The sequence below is a fragment of the Hymenobacter sp. 5516J-16 genome, assembly GCF_022919335.1.
GTDB lineage: Bacteria > Bacteroidota > Bacteroidia > Cytophagales > Hymenobacteraceae > Hymenobacter > Hymenobacter sublimis.
Genome location: NZ_CP095058.1, coordinates 1,347,559 through 1,360,908, shown reverse-complemented (window position 1 = coordinate 1,360,908; position 13,350 = coordinate 1,347,559). Strand labels below are relative to the sequence as shown.

General features: G+C 59.8%; 16 protein-coding genes and 1 pseudogene. 13 read left to right on the top strand and 4 right to left on the bottom strand.

The window, feature by feature from the left end; translation table 11 throughout:
• Positions 1–132 precede the first annotated feature (132 nt).
• The 3 genes from MUN84_RS23650 to MUN84_RS06645 all read left to right on the top strand — a co-directional run bounded on the left by MUN84_RS23650 (position 133) and on the right by MUN84_RS06645 (position 2,314).
• The gene (locus MUN84_RS23650; RefSeq protein WP_317239138.1) at positions 133–1,599 is read left to right on the top strand and encodes an OmpA family protein; all 1,467 of its coding nucleotides are present in this window, start codon (positions 133–135) and stop codon (positions 1,597–1,599) included.
• 155 nt (positions 1,600–1,754) lie between these two features.
• The gene (locus MUN84_RS06650; RefSeq protein WP_244697172.1) at positions 1,755–2,045 is read left to right on the top strand and encodes a hypothetical protein; all 291 of its coding nucleotides are present in this window, start codon (positions 1,755–1,757) and stop codon (positions 2,043–2,045) included.
• Positions 2,045–2,314: a DUF4252 domain-containing protein gene (locus MUN84_RS06645; RefSeq protein ID WP_244697171.1), complete on the top strand. Its 270-nt coding sequence runs from the start codon at positions 2,045–2,047 to the stop codon at positions 2,312–2,314. The genes MUN84_RS06650 and MUN84_RS06645 overlap by 1 nt, the downstream gene beginning before the upstream one ends.
• Before the next feature lie 248 nt (positions 2,315–2,562).
• Here MUN84_RS06645 and MUN84_RS06640 read toward each other — a convergent pair whose 3' ends face one another.
• The 4 genes from MUN84_RS06640 to MUN84_RS06625 form a co-directional block, all read right to left on the bottom strand.
• The gene (locus tag MUN84_RS06640; protein WP_244697170.1) at positions 2,563–3,957 is read right to left on the bottom strand and encodes a hypothetical protein; all 1,395 of its coding nucleotides are present in this window, start codon (positions 3,955–3,957) and stop codon (positions 2,563–2,565) included.
• A gap of 181 nt (positions 3,958–4,138) precedes the next feature.
• A complete protein-coding gene (locus MUN84_RS06635; RefSeq protein ID WP_244697169.1) occupies positions 4,139–4,546 on the bottom strand; it encodes an EVE domain-containing protein in 408 nt (135 codons plus the stop codon).
• A 51-nt stretch (positions 4,547–4,597) separates the two neighbouring features.
• Entirely contained in the window at positions 4,598–4,954 is a 357-nt protein-coding gene (locus MUN84_RS06630) for a hypothetical protein (RefSeq protein ID WP_244697168.1), read from the bottom strand.
• A gap of 88 nt (positions 4,955–5,042) precedes the next feature.
• Complete coding sequence (locus MUN84_RS06625) at positions 5,043–5,438, bottom strand: hypothetical protein (protein ID WP_244697167.1); 396 nt, start codon at positions 5,436–5,438, stop codon at positions 5,043–5,045.
• 182 nt (positions 5,439–5,620) lie between these two features.
• Here MUN84_RS06625 and MUN84_RS06620 point away from each other — a divergent pair, with 182 nt between their 5' ends.
• The 10 genes and pseudogenes from MUN84_RS06620 (at position 5,621) to MUN84_RS06585 (ending at position 13,349) form a co-directional block, all read left to right on the top strand.
• Positions 5,621–7,375 carry a helix-hairpin-helix domain-containing protein gene (locus tag MUN84_RS06620; RefSeq protein ID WP_244697166.1) on the top strand — a complete coding sequence of 585 codons (1,755 nt, stop codon included), beginning with the start codon at positions 5,621–5,623 and terminating at the stop codon, positions 7,373–7,375.
• Between the two features lie 188 nt (positions 7,376–7,563).
• Positions 7,564–8,649, top strand: a complete 1,086-nt coding sequence (locus tag MUN84_RS06615) for a glycosyltransferase family 9 protein (RefSeq protein WP_244697165.1) — start codon at positions 7,564–7,566, stop codon at positions 8,647–8,649.
• Positions 8,650–8,736: 87 nt separating this feature from the next.
• The gene (locus MUN84_RS22870; protein ID WP_262920661.1) at positions 8,737–8,859 is read left to right on the top strand and encodes a hypothetical protein; all 123 of its coding nucleotides are present in this window, start codon (positions 8,737–8,739) and stop codon (positions 8,857–8,859) included.
• 23 nt (positions 8,860–8,882) lie between these two features.
• The gene (locus MUN84_RS06610) at positions 8,883–9,389 is read left to right on the top strand and encodes a hypothetical protein (protein ID WP_244697164.1); all 507 of its coding nucleotides are present in this window, start codon (positions 8,883–8,885) and stop codon (positions 9,387–9,389) included.
• Between the two features lie 219 nt (positions 9,390–9,608).
• Entirely contained in the window at positions 9,609–10,055 is a 447-nt protein-coding gene (locus MUN84_RS06605) for an OsmC family protein (protein ID WP_244697163.1), read from the top strand.
• Between the two features lie 105 nt (positions 10,056–10,160).
• Positions 10,161–10,400, top strand: coding sequence for a UBP-type zinc finger domain-containing protein (locus MUN84_RS06600; protein ID WP_244697162.1), 240 nt, complete (start codon positions 10,161–10,163; stop codon positions 10,398–10,400).
• An 89-nt stretch (positions 10,401–10,489) separates the two neighbouring features.
• Positions 10,490–10,747 (top strand): annotated as a pseudogene (locus tag MUN84_RS24465) (biliverdin-producing heme oxygenase); the annotation flags it as partial.
• A 76-nt stretch (positions 10,748–10,823) separates the two neighbouring features.
• Positions 10,824–11,003 (top strand): hypothetical protein, encoded by a 180-nt coding sequence (locus tag MUN84_RS06595; protein ID WP_244697161.1) that lies wholly within the window; start codon positions 10,824–10,826, stop codon positions 11,001–11,003.
• Between the two features lie 34 nt (positions 11,004–11,037).
• Complete coding sequence (locus tag MUN84_RS06590; RefSeq protein WP_244697160.1) at positions 11,038–11,790, top strand: hypothetical protein; 753 nt, start codon at positions 11,038–11,040, stop codon at positions 11,788–11,790.
• On the top strand, positions 11,787–13,349 hold the full coding sequence (locus tag MUN84_RS06585) for an ATP-binding protein (RefSeq protein WP_244697159.1): 1,563 nt from the start codon (positions 11,787–11,789) through the stop codon (positions 13,347–13,349). The genes MUN84_RS06590 and MUN84_RS06585 overlap by 4 nt, the downstream gene beginning before the upstream one ends.
• Position 13,350 lies beyond the last annotated feature (1 nt).

The following is a 13,350-nucleotide window of genomic DNA, read 5'->3' as shown; positions in this document are numbered from 1 at the left end:
TTAAAATGGGTTTTTGCCAGCTGAAGGGCAACTTTATTAGGATAAGGAAGGTATAGGCGGATAGCTCGGATTCATCCTACCCGGGCGGTGGCGGCTTCCGCCTGTGCAATTCTTCCACCTAATATCGCCCTCATGAGACACCTTTTAACAACTTCAGCGGCCCTGGGGCTGACGCTTCTGGCGGCGGCGCCGCGGGTCCAGGCGCAGAACGCCGACCGCAAGACGGCCATCGGCCTCAACGTGAGTGCCATGCAGTACAAGGGCAACTTCGGTTCTGACTACTGGAACTGGAGCGAGAACAAGTACGCGCCCGGCCTGACGATCAGCCGCTACCTGACCAGCGGCCTGGACCTGCAGCTGAGCGGCAATTACGTGGAGCTGAAGAAGACGGCCCCGGCCGGCGCCCCTTACTTCGGCAGCAACTTCGCCACCAACGTGGTGAATGTAAACCTGGGCCTGAAGTTCAAGCTGCTAAGTGAGGATTCGCCCGTGCGCCCCTACCTGCTGGCCGCCCCGGGCCTGACCTACACCAGCCGCGAGGGCACCATCTTTCGCAACAACCGCACCGAGCCCACCGACCAGGACAAGAACTACTTTGACTTGTTCGGGGCCGCGGGCATTGACTTCCGCCTGGGCGAGGCCGTGCACCTGTTCGTGCAAACCGGCCAGCACTTCCCGCTCAACGCCAACATTGACGGCGACCCTGCCCGCGACGACAACAGCATCGACGACCGGTTCTTGCAGCACACTGTGGGCCTGAACTTTGCCTTGGGTAAAGCCAAAGACACTGACAACGACGGTGTGTCTGACCGCAAAGATAAATGCCCCGACACGCCCGCTGGCGTAGCAGTTGACGAAACCGGCTGCCCACTTGATGGCGACAAAGACGGCGTTCCAGATTACCAGGACCAGTGCCCAACGGAAGCTGGCACGGCGGCCATGCAAGGCTGCCCCGACCGGGACAACGACGGTGTGGCTGACAAGGATGACCAGTGCCCCGACCAGGCTGGCCTACCCGCCCTGCGCGGTTGCCCCGATGCCGACGGTGACGGCGTAGCTGACCAAAACGACAAGTGCCCCGGCACCCCGGCCGGTACCCAGGTGGATGCTAACGGCTGCCCGCTGGTAGTAGACGCCGACGGTGATGGTATCCCAGATAGCGCTGATAAGTGCCCCGACACGCCGCGCGGCGCCAAAGTAGACGCCAACGGCTGCCCCATGGAAATTGATCCGGGCGTGCGCAAACTGGAGCAGCCCATCCGCTTCGAAACCAACAGCACCGTGATTAAGCGCACCTCCTACGGCACGCTCGATAAGATGGTGAAAGCCCTCAACGACCACCCCGAGTACAGCCTGCGCGTGATTGGCCACGCTGACTCCCGTGGTACCGATGAGTACAACCAAGCTCTGTCGGAGCGGCGGGCTGGTTCGGTGAAGCGTTACTTCACCGGCAAGCAAGTTGACCCCACCCGCATCGTAACGGAAGGCCGTGGCGAATCGGAGCCAGCGGCGCCGAACACGTCGTCGAAAAACATGTCGCAGAACCGCCGGGTAGAGTTCAAGTTTGAATTCTTCATTCCGAATGCTCCCCAGCCCTAAGGCCCGGTAGCAACCTCCAGAAAAGCGGCGTGCCTCTAGGCGCGCCGCTTTTTTTACGGGCTGGTGCTGATGGTAAGCGCCACCGTGCCAACAGCCAACCGCTTGCCCGCGTACAGGGCCCTACAATCTCTCTTCTCAATCTACACCTACCCCACATGAAGCTTCGTAACTTCTCCTTCCTGCTAGCCGTGGCTTTGTTGCTGCTGGCTGGCTGCCGCGCCAGCGGCCCGGGCCAGCCCGCCCGTACGGTCGCTGAATTCTTCAACAAATACGAAAACCGTCCTGGCTTTAAAGCCACCGATTGGAATGCGGGCCTGACCACACGCTTTTTGCTCGGGCGCATTGCCAAAATAGGCGGCGACAATGACGTAAGTCAGGCCCTAACCGCCATCCGCAGCGCCCGGATCATCACCTTTGCCCCACCACCGGCAGTGCCCGCGACCTAGTGGCCGAAGGGTTAGACAAGGAAGTGGAAGGGCTACTGGCCAATGAGCGCTACACTCCTTTAGCCGTGTCAGCCTCCGCCGATAATCCGAATCAGCTGCGTTACTCCGTGCGCGAGCAAAGCGGCCGGGTGTCGGAGTTTGTAGCCGTGGGCAAGCAGGAGTCAGCCGATTCGTTTGTGCTGGTTTCGGTAGCCGGCAACTTCACCCGGGAGCAGGTCAGCCAACTGGCCAAGATCCTGCCTAATGTAGTGGGCGAGGCCAGCCGGTAGTCATCCGCTTGGTTTGAAAAACAAAAAAGCGACCCTGCCAGCTGGCAGGGTCGCTTTTTTGTGTGGGGGCGCCAAGGCTTACTTGAATTCCAGCACATTCAGGAAGAACACTTCCCGGTCGGGGCCCTTAGTGGGCTTGATGTGCTGATAACCCGAAGCTAGGAAGCGGCCACCATACCAAGTGATGAGTTGCTCCTGTTGGGTATTGGTGGTTTTTTCGGCGGCCTCGGTGGTAGTAGTCTGGAGTTCTACCTTCCAGTCGTTGGGGTAGCGGTAGTCTGGTCTACCATTTTGTAATAGAACTCATTTTCTTTCAGGTAGGCCATTACCAAGCGGCGCCCGTCGCCTAGGGGGCGCACCCGCACGGCTTCCTGCAACGAGAAATGCTCTACCTCATCAAGCAGAAAGGAATTATCCCAGAGTAGGTTGCCCTGGCGGTCGAAACCACAGATTAGGGCGTGCGTGGTCCGGTAGCCCTCATTACGCCGATTCACGGCGTTGTAGGAGCGCGCCAACGGGCCGAAGTTGTTGCCGTAGCCGTAGTTGTAAAGGCCACCCAGGTTGTTGTAGCTAGACGTGTTATAGCGCGGGAAATACACTTCGGCTACCAATACGTACCCCTCGGGGCTGGGCAGCATATCGTGCATGAGCAGGCGGTAGCGGTGGCGGTACTGACGGTCGGAGGCGCGAAGCCGCTCACTGCGTTGCCGCATGCGGGCCACCCGCGCGGGCTTCATAAAGTCAAAGAAGTGCTTGAAATTCAGGAAATCGTAGTAGCGCAAGGAGCGGCGCTGCCCGGTGGGCGTAACGCCAGCGTTTAAATCGGCGGCAAACAAGCCCTGGGAGTAGCGAGAATCGCGCAGGGTATAGGTGCCCGCCAACAGCCGGGCGGCGCTGTCGCCGGGGCTGAGCTGGGCCTCCAATAGTCCCCGCTCACTGCCCGCCTGCACAAACTCGGAATGCAGCAGCTGCCCGTTGTCAGAGAGCTGCTTGAGCTGCAGCCGCGACTTAAACCCGTTGGTTTCGCTCAGAATCAGCTCGGCGCGCTTAGTTACAGAGTCGGCCAGGAACGTGAAGGTAGCGGGCAAGGGCTCATACACCGAAGGCAGAAACCGGAAGGTGGCGGCCCGTAAATCCAGCAGCAAAATGGTCAGGTGCATGTCGGCCTCCACGGTTACGAACAGGTTGCCATCCAAGGCTTTGAGGTCGTGCACCTGGCGGGCGCGCTTAGTTTTGAACTCCCCCGTACCTAGCTCTCCGGTGCGTGAGTCGAAGGCCGCTACCCACAAAGTGCCTTCCGTAGTGCCCTGGAACAAGGCATACACATCAGTGCCCTCGGCGCAGATCTGCCGAAACTCGTAGCCGCGTGGCACGGGTAGGGGCACCACCTGGCCCGGCTGAAGGCGGTGGTCAAACTTTTGGAAGGTATACTCCGATTTGCCCGTCAGCAAGGGTTCCTTTTCTACTAGCAGCACCAAGCTGCTGTCTTCCAGCAAGGGCTGCACTAGCACGTCGCTGGAGTAGGCTTCCAGGGGTAGCTCCAACCGGTAGGGCTGAGTGGGCACTACCGGGGGCTTGGGCGCTTGGGCTGCCGCCGCGAAAAAGCAGAACAGCAGGCCAGTAAAGAGGTACAGGTGTCGCATAAGGAGGGCCGAAAAGGGTGGGAGCCGCTGGTTAAGTAAGATACGGTGAAACCCGCACAACACCTAACTGAACCGCCTGGCAGTCCGGCATTTGTTCGGCGCTCTGGCCCTGGTAACGCAAGCTGCCCAGGCCGCTGGCGGCCTGGGCAGTAGGTACATTAGTAAAAACTGGAACGGGCGCTTAGTTGGCTAGCTCCAGCAGCACATCAAACTCTTCTCCCTTGAGGGGCATCACCGAAAGCCGAGACTGACGCAGCAGCCCAATCTGCGAGAGGCGGGCGTCCTGCTTTATTTGGGCCAGGGCTACGGGGCGGGGGAGGGGCTGATGAGGTTTCAGGTGCACCGCTACCCAACCGCTGCCGGCTTCGGCGGTGGCATCGGGCGCGGCTGGCGCGGCTACTGCCGCAATGCCCACTACCTGCTTGTCCGTGACGCTGTGGTAGTACAGCACTAGGTCGCCGGGCTGCATTTGCTGCAAGAAATTGCGGGCCTGAAAGTTGCGGACTCCGGTCCAGTCGGTGCCACCGTCGCGGGTAAAATCGGCCCAGGAGTAGGCCGCGGGTTCGGATTTAACGAGCCAGTAGTTCATAGCCCGCAAGCTACAAAAGAAGCCGCAGTGCCTGCTGGCGCCCTGGCCGGGCTAGTACACCCGGCGCGCCTGCAAGCTTTGCTTGTCTAGGAGCTTAACTTCCAGCAAATACCCCGGCCGCGTGCCATCCGTAAACCGGATGCGGTACTTGTGGGCATCTTCTCGGGTCCAGGCGCCGGGGCGTGATTCCAGGCCGTCGGCGGGGCCTGGTCCTTCCTCCACAAACTGACCATCGGCCTCCAATCGGAAGCTGTCGTAGCGCCACCCGACGTTCATCTGGGGCTCGGACTTGAAAACAAAGAAGTCGCCCTCCTTTTGCTGGAAGGTGTTGTGCCAGGTCTGGCCAAATAGTAGCTCAGCTGGCACCGAGGACTCCTCTTTCTTGCAACCGCTCAGAAAAAGGACCATTACAAAGCAGACAAGCAAAGTAGCGCGCATAAGTCAGGAAATCAGTACGCCTAAGGGAGCCTCGCGCCCGCCGAATGGTTGCACGGCGCTACGGCTCTACCCGGCGCACTTTCAGCATGTCGTTTTCCAAGGACACAATTTCCAGGGTGTAATCGGGCTCCTTTTTATCGTCGAGGGTGATGCGCAGGCTATGGTCGTTGAGAGCTGACCAGCGGCCCTTGCGGCCCTCAATGCCATCGGTGGGGGCAATGTCGTACTGGGTGAACAGGCCGTTGTGGTCGAAGGCAAAGCCGGTGCGGCCCCGCGAGGGCGGGAAGGCGTAGGTGTTGGGCCGGTACACGCGCACGTCGCCCTGGTCTTCCTCGTGGGCGTGCAGCCAGGTGCGCTCTAGTTGCTTGAGCTGGGTAGCCGTTTTGGGGTCGTTGTTGCAGGTAGCGGCCAGCAGCAGCACGCTTAAAGAGCACAGGAGCGTGAACAGACGCATGAAAGAGCGGTTTACGTGAGCAGGAAGTAAAAGAGGAAATAACCGTTACCTAAACGGCTTTCGTAGCAGGAAAGACGATTCCCGGCCCGCTTCCCGCTCCGAATGTAGCAAATCGGAGGCCGGGAACTGTGTTTCGGCCGGGAGCACGCGAATGCCTCTCCCACAAGTTACCTTTGCCCGCTATGGACAACCGCGCCCTTATTCGTGCCTTCCGCCTCACGGCCCAACTGCTGGAGCTGCACGAGGAAAATCCGTTTAAAATCAGGGCCTACGAGGGCACCGTGAATGCCCTGGAGCAGCTAAGTGTGCCCGTAGCCAGCATTGAGCGCCACGGCCTACCCGACCGCACGGGCCTGAGCAAAACTGCCGCCGCCAAAGTGGCCGAAATGCTGGATACCGGCTCGTTTGAGGAATTGACGCGCCTGCTGAGCATCACGCCGCCCGGCGTAATCGAGCTGCTGAACATCAAGGGCATCGGCCCCAAGAAAATTCGGTCCCTGTGGAAAGAGCTGGGCATTGAAAGCCCCGAACAACTGCGCCAGGCCGCCGAAAACAACGAGGTCAGCAAGCTCAAAGGCTTCGGCCAGAAAACCCAGGACTCTATTCTGGCGGCCCTTGAATTTACGAGCCAGAGCCAGGGCAAACTGCTCTATCCGCAGGCGGAGGAATTGGCTGAGGACTTGGCCCGCCGCGTGCACGAGGTAGCCGGGGTGGAGCAAGCCGCCGTAGCCGGCGAAGTGCGCCGCCGCCTCGAAACGATTGAAACTGTGCTGCTGGTAGTGGCTACTACCCAGCCTGCCGAGGTGCACACTTTGCTAGACCAGTTGGAAGGCATTACGCCCGATGCGCGCCGCAGTGGCCCCTTTGCCTGGCGCGGCACGGCCACGACCTCCGGCGTAAAGGTGGAAATCGTGCTGGCTACCCCCACCGACTTCACCAACCAGCTGCTGCTGCACTCGGCCGCCGAACCCCACCTGAGCGGGGCTATTTCGACGGAAACCCGGCCCGGCCAGCCCGCCACCCTGCGTCAGTGGTTAAAGCGGGAACGGTTTGCCTCGGAGCAGGACCTCTACCAGCGCGCTGGCCTGCAGTACGTGGAGCCCGAGCTGCGCGAAGGCCTCGGCGAGCTGGCTTTGGCCCGCGAAAACAAGCTGCCTACCCTGCTGGAAGACCAGGACCTGCGCGGCTCCCTGCACAACCACAGTACCTACTCCGACGGTAGCCACAGCCTGCGCGAAATGGCCACGTTCCTGCGCGACCAAGGCTACGAATACCTCGGCATCTGCGACCATTCGCAGGCGGCGCACTACGCCAACGGCCTGCAGCCGGAGCGCGTGCGCCAGCAGCAGCGCGAAATAGATGAGCTCAACCAGGAGCTGGCCCCGTTCCGCATTTTTAAGGGCATTGAGTCGGATATTCTCTCCGATGGCTCCTTAGACTACCCGCCCGCGGTGCTGGAAACCTTCGATTTCATTGTGGCCTCGGTGCACTCCAACCTGAAAATGGACGAGCGCAAGGCCACTACTCGCGTGCTGCGCGCCATCGAAAACCCCTACACCACCATGCTGGGCCACCCTACCGGCCGCCTGCTGCTGCGCCGGGAGGGCTACCCCCTCGACCACAAAGCAATTATTGACGCCTGCGCCCAGCACAACGTCATTATCGAAATCAACGCTAACCCCTGGCGCCTCGACCTGGACTGGCGCTGGGTACGGTACGCCCTAGACAAAGGCGTGCCGCTCAGTATCAACCCCGACGCTCACCACACCAACGGCTACGCCGACATGCGCTACGGCGTGCTCATGGGCCGCAAGGGTGGGCTAACCAAGGACATGACCTTTAACGCCAAGTCGGCGGCGGAAGTAGCAGAATACTTTGCCCAGCGCAAGGCCGGCATTAAAGCTCCGCTGGAATTCAAGGATTCGTTGTTTGGGTAGAGGTGATACGTGGTAGGTAACAGGTGACAAGCCGGGTCGTCGTTCCGAGCTTGGTGAGCGGTCTTGCGGGCTGACTCTGAGTAGCACCACAATCTCAGCCCGCGAGATGCTTCGCCTTGGGCTCTGCACGGCGTTCTTGTAGTCCTTAAACCTATCACCTCATCACCATTCACCTGTCACTTACACCCATGAAGATTCTGGTTCTGCGCTTTTCTTCCATCGGCGACATTGTGCTGACCACACCCGTGGTGCGGTGCCTGAAGCTGCAGGTGCCGGGGGCGCAGGTGCACTTTGCTACCAAGCCAGGCTTCCGCAGCTTTCTGGAGCCCAATCCCTACATCGACAAGGTGCACTGCCTGACCGGTTCGTTGCGGGAGTTGGTAGCCGAGCTAAAGGCCGAGCAGTTCGACTTCGTTGTGGACTTGCACCACAACCTGCGCACCGCTTTGCTTAAGGCTCAGCTCGGGGTGAAGTCGGCCTCGTTTGACAAGCTGAACTGGCGCAAATGGCTGTTGGTGCGTTTCAAAGTGAATACCCTGCCCCGCGTGCACATCGTGGACCGCTACCTGGCCGCGGCCGCACCGCTGGGCGTGAAAAACGACGGGCAGGGGCTGGATTACTTTATTCCGGCCAAGGATGAGGTGAACCTTAGTGCGGCGCTACCCCCAGTTTTTCAGCGGGGGTACGTGGCCTTTGCCATTGGGGCCCAGCACGCTACCAAGCGGCTACCCGTGGAACGCATTATTGAACTGTGTGGACTGCTGCGCCAACCCGTGGTGCTACTGGGCGGCCCCGAGGACGAAAGTACCGGCCATATCATTGAGCTGGCCTTTGACAACCAAACGGCCAGTTCCCCGCCCGCGCCCGCTCAAATTCCTGACAGCCCCTACTATTTTCCGGCGCTACCTGCTGCGCCGGCTCCGGCCACCGTTATTTACAATGCCTGCGGCAAGTTCAATCTGAACCAGTCGGCGTCCTTGGTGCGGCAGGCGCGCTTCGTAGTCAGCCATGATACTGGTTTAATGCACATAGCCGCTGCATTTCGGAAGGAGATATTCAGCGTTTGGGGTAACACGGTGCCGGAGTTTGGCATGTACCCGTACCGCACAGAATTCCGCATTCTGGAGGTGCCTGGGCTGCCCTGCCGGCCCTGTTCCAAGATTGGCTACGAAAAATGTCCGCAGGGGCACTTCCGCTGCATGCGGGATATTCAGTTTACGCTGGACCTGCCCCAGCCCGCGACGGACGGTAAAATTCAATTTTGGGTCAGCTGAGAAACGCATGATATTGGGATGGTATCTAGTATACTTGTAGGCTGATTGGTCAGGCATAATCCTAAAATCATTCATTTTCTTTTTTCTATGCAAGTTTCTACCCTTCGGGTACTGATGGTTCTGTTCGTGTCCGTGCTGTTGACGGCCTGCGGACCCAGCATTTATATGGCCCAGGACTTCCGTTCCTATGCCCCAAGCACAAAACGGTAGCCATCCTGCCCGCCGCCGTTACCATGCAGTTGCGCCCCAACCAAATGAAGAGCACTACCCCGGCCCAGCTGCAGGAAATGGAGCTGAAAAGTGGGCACGACTTTCAGGAAAAAGTGTACTCCTGGCTGCTTCGTCGTAAAACGCAGCGTGGCTACACCGTTGATTTTCAGGATGTGATGCAAACCAACGCACGCCTGCGGGAAAGCAACATTCCGTATAACGAGCTGCGCACTCACTCTCCCCAGGAGCTGGCTAAAATTTTGGGCGTGGATGCTGTGCTGACGACCAGCGTGCGGACCACCAAACCCATGAGCGACGGGGCTGCCGTAGCTGTCGGTCTGTTGGTAGGTGCCTGGGGCGCTACCAACCAAGCCAACATCACCGTGAACATTCACGAGGGCGAAGCCGGCAAGCTGCTGTGGAAGTACGACTACCTGGCTTCGGGCTCGGTGTTCAGCTCCACCGAGAACATCGTGGACATGCTGATGCGCAACGCCTCCAAGAAATTCCCCTACACGCCGAAATCCTAAAGATAGCACTGCCTGACCGCCGCTATCCTATCAAGCCGCTTCTGTCTACTGGGCAGGAGCGGCTTTTTCGTGCCGGCACAGGTCGTGCTGATGTGGAACGGCAGCGCTTACCAGTTTTCCACTGATGCTCTTTGTGCGGTTCCGTGAGACAGGATGAGGAAAAATTCGTACGTTCTGCTTTTAAGTAGTTGCCGCATCCTACCTGTTTTTCCATTCGCCATGTCTGAAACTTCCTCTCCCGCCACGGTACTTGTTAAAGTTGGTCCTGAGGCCTTGTTGGCCGAAATTCAGGCGGGCCACCATACGTATTTCGTGGATGAGCCGCGGAGTGTAGGCGGGCAAGACCGGGGGCCTACTCCGTACGATTTGCTGCTCTCGGCCTTGGGCGCGTGCACGGCCATCACACTCCGGCTGTATGCCACCCAGAAACACTGGCCGCTCGAAGGCATTGAGGTGGGCCTCAGCCACCACCGCGTCCACCGTCTCGACTGCGACCAGTGTGAGCAGGCCGGGGAAATGCTGGAGGAAGTCCGCAAAGAGCTGCGTCTGCTGGGCCCCCTGACTCCGGAGCAGCGCCAGCGTCTCTACCTGATTGCGGAGAAATGCCCGGTTCAGAAAACCCTCACCAGCGGGGCCCTGCGCGTGGTAACCACCGTGCTGGACTAGGTGCCCTGCGGCACGTACCGGACCTGTGACTGTTTCCGTAGCGGGGTATATTCGTTCCTGCTTTCATTCCCACTTGCCATGCCTCTCTGCCACCATCTTCACTCGTTGGCAACGATACTGCCCGCACCCGCTGAGCCCACCTGCCCTGAATGCGTGGCCCTGGGCGACACCTGGGTGCACCTGCGGGTATGCCAAACCTGCGGCCAAGTAGGGTGCTGCGACTCCTCGAAAAACAAGCACGCTACTCGCCATTTTCACGCTACCCAGCACCCAGTAGTGGTTTCGGCTGAGCCCGGCGAGCAATGGGCCTGGTGCTACGCGGATAACCAACTGGCCCACTATTAATTTACTGGAGCACGGATTCACCTACCTTTGCTTCTTACCGCAGCGTACGGGTCATCACTATCCGCCTGATTCGGCGTTGTCTGCTGCATATGTCGTCTTCGAGTACTACCGTTGATATTCTTGCCCGCCTGCGCCACGAAACCCGGGCCGTGCACGAGGCTCTCGAGCAATTGCCCTTCAACCAGGCCCTGGGTAACGGAACCATCACGGAGGCGCTTACCCAGCAGTTTCTGGCGCGGCTCTACGGCTTTGTAGCGCCGTTCGAAGCCCAGCTCCGTTCTAAAGAAGAATTGCTGGGCCCGGCCTGGGAGTTGCCCCGCCGCTACCGGGCCCACCTGCTGCGCCAAGACTTACCCGAAGCTGCTACCCTGCCGCTCGTGCCTGAGCTGCCCCCCTCGAAACCCGCGCCCAGCTTTTGGGGCTATGTACGTTCTGGAAGGCTCCACCCTGGGCGGGCAGGTAATTGCCCGTCAGCTAGCCAAAGCCAATATTCCGGCCCGCGCGTATTTCAGTGGGCACGCCGAGCAAACCGGCCCGCTCTGGAAAACCTTTGTGGGTTTGCTTACGCAAGCTGCTACCCCGCCAATGCCGATGCTATTGTAGCGTCGGCCTCGCTTACTTTTCAACGTTTACACGCATGGTTAGAACAGGCGCAACCCTGACCGACGAAAGCCTGGTAGGGCAACCCATTACCCTCACCAACTGCGACCGGGAGCCAATTCATATTCCGGGCTCCATCCAGCCCTATGGGTTTCTGTTGTGCCTGGACCCGCGCACCCACCGGGTGGTGCAGGCCAGCGCCAACACCGACCAGCTGCTGGGCTTACCCGCTGAAACCCTGATTGGCCGCGACCTAACCTTCCTTTTCCATGAGGAGCGCCTGCAGGAGCTGTCAACCCAGTGGTTTACCCTCGATGAAAACCAGCGCCTGCAGGGCGTGCGCCTCGATCAGCTGGCTAGCCAACCCTACTTCAAGCTCATTCAACACCGCTTCGACGACTTGCTGTGGCTGGAGTTCGAGCCGGTGCAGGACCTGACCGCCGGGCCGCTGGACATGCCTTCGCTTAACGAAGCCCTGGGCCAGATGCTGGGGGCTACTTCGGTCAAGGAGTTTTGCCAGCACGCCGTGCGGCAGGTTAGCAACATCACGGGCTTCGATAGGGTGATGCTCTACCGCTTTGCCGAGGATGAAAGCGGCGAGGTGGTGGCCGAAGCCTGCCGCCCCGACATGGAGCCCTTTCTGGGCCTGCATTACCCCGCTACCGATATTCCGCAGCAGGCCCGGGCCATGTACCTGCGCAACTGGCTGCGCTTTATTGCCGATGTAAACTACGCGGCCGTGCCCCTGGTGCCCGTGCGCACGCCCTCCACCGGCCGCCCCCCGACATGACCTACGCTACCCTGCGCAGCGTGTCGCCGATTCACGTGGAGTACCTGAAAAACATGGGTGTGCAGGCTTCCATGAGCATTTCCCTGATTCAGGACGGCAAGCTGTGGGGGCTGCTTATGTGCCACCATGAGTCGCCGCGCCTGATCAGCTACGAGTTGCGCGACCTGTGCCAGTTCATTGGCAAAACGTTTTCTTCCCTGCTCAAAAGCAAGGAGCAGGCCGAGGTATTCGCCTACCAGCTGCGCCTGCGCGAAACCCAAGCCCGATTGTTTGCCCTGATGGCCGAGCTGCCCGATTTCCGCCGGGCCCTTTACGAACATACGCCTACCGTACTCGATGCCTTTGCGTGCGGGGGCGTGGCCGTGTGCTTCGACGGAGAACGGGCGCTGCTGGGCGCTACCCCCACCCCAGCGCAGCTAGATGAGCTTATTACCTGGCTGCATACCAACGTACCGGAGGAGGTCTTCTATACCAGTTCCTACGCCCGCCACAACCCGGCCGGCGTCCAGATTCGGGCCGTGGCCAGCGGCATTCTGGCCATCAGCCTCGACCGGCAGCACCGCGACTACATCATCTGGTTTCGACCGGAGGTGTTGCAGCAAGTAACCTGGGCCGGCAAGCAGCAAAAGCAGGAGGAAAACCGTAACGGCGAAATCGTGCTGTCGCCCCGGCAGTCGTTTGCGGCCTGGAGCCAATCGGTGGAAAACACGTCGGAAGCGTGGCGCCCCATTGAAATTGAGGCCGCCCAGGAGCTGCGCCTGCGCATTGCCGATATGCGCCTGAAAATGTTCAGTGAAATGGAGACCCGCGCCGCCGTGCTCAGCCGCCTGAACACTGAACTGGAGCGCAGCAACGAGGAGCTGGATTCGTTTGCTTACGTGGCCTCCCACGACTTAAAGGAGCCGCTACGGGGCATTCATAACTACTCCCTGTTCCTGCTGGAAGACTACGCCGACAAGCTGGATGAGGAAGGCGTAGAAAAGCTCCGGACCCTGATTCGCTTGAGCCAGCGCATGGAAAACCTGATTGAGTCCTTGTTGCAGCTTTCCCGAGTAGGCCGCGTGGAAACCGAGCTGCGGCCCGTAAGCGTACAGGCTGTGCTAGCGGAAGTGACGGATATACTGCAAGTGCGCCTGCGCGAAACCAACACGACTTTGCTGGTAGAAGGAGAGTTGCCCGTGGTACTGGCCGACGAAGTGCGCCTGCGGGAAGTGCTCAACAATCTGCTTACCAATGCCATGCGCTACAACGATAAACCCGACCGGTACGTATGGGTAGGGGTAGCGCCCGAAGGTCTGCTGAGTCCGCGCGGACCGGTTCCGGCCAAGTTCCGGACCCTGTACGTGCGCGACAATGGCATTGGCATCGACCCCAAGCACCACGAAAGCATCTTCCGCATTTTTAAGCGCCTGCACGGACCCAACAAGTACGGCGGCGGCACGGGGGCTGGGCTGGCCATCGTGAAAAAAATGATTGAAAAAATGGGCGGGCAAATCTGGGTTGATTCCATAACCGGACAGGGCTCGACCTTTTATTTTTCCGTTCCAATACCCGAATAAG

Coding starts and splice junctions, on each gene's coding strand:
- MUN84_RS06610 (WP_244697164.1), top strand. CDS start 8,883: ATGCAGTTGCGCCCCAACCAAATGAAGAGCACTACCCCGGCCCAGCTG.
- MUN84_RS06585 (WP_244697159.1), top strand. CDS start 11,787: ATGACCTACGCTACCCTGCGCAGCGTGTCGCCGATTCACGTGGAGTAC.
- MUN84_RS06590 (WP_244697160.1), top strand. CDS start 11,038: ATGGTTAGAACAGGCGCAACCCTGACCGACGAAAGCCTGGTAGGGCAA.
- MUN84_RS06650 (WP_244697172.1), top strand. CDS start 1,755: ATGAAGCTTCGTAACTTCTCCTTCCTGCTAGCCGTGGCTTTGTTGCTG.
- MUN84_RS06625 (WP_244697167.1), bottom strand. CDS start 5,438: ATGCGTCTGTTCACGCTCCTGTGCTCTTTAAGCGTGCTGCTGCTGGCC.
- MUN84_RS06640 (WP_244697170.1), bottom strand. CDS start 3,957: ATGCGACACCTGTACCTCTTTACTGGCCTGCTGTTCTGCTTTTTCGCG.
- MUN84_RS06605 (WP_244697163.1), top strand. CDS start 9,609: ATGTCTGAAACTTCCTCTCCCGCCACGGTACTTGTTAAAGTTGGTCCT.
- MUN84_RS06630 (WP_244697168.1), bottom strand. CDS start 4,954: ATGGTCCTTTTTCTGAGCGGTTGCAAGAAAGAGGAGTCCTCGGTGCCA.
- MUN84_RS06615 (WP_244697165.1), top strand. CDS start 7,564: ATGAAGATTCTGGTTCTGCGCTTTTCTTCCATCGGCGACATTGTGCTG.
- MUN84_RS23650 (WP_317239138.1), top strand. CDS start 133: ATGAGACACCTTTTAACAACTTCAGCGGCCCTGGGGCTGACGCTTCTG.
- MUN84_RS06635 (WP_244697169.1), bottom strand. CDS start 4,546: ATGAACTACTGGCTCGTTAAATCCGAACCCGCGGCCTACTCCTGGGCC.
- MUN84_RS22870 (WP_262920661.1), top strand. CDS start 8,737: ATGCAAGTTTCTACCCTTCGGGTACTGATGGTTCTGTTCGTGTCCGTG.
- MUN84_RS06595 (WP_244697161.1), top strand. CDS start 10,824: ATGTACGTTCTGGAAGGCTCCACCCTGGGCGGGCAGGTAATTGCCCGT.
- MUN84_RS06620 (WP_244697166.1), top strand. CDS start 5,621: ATGGACAACCGCGCCCTTATTCGTGCCTTCCGCCTCACGGCCCAACTG.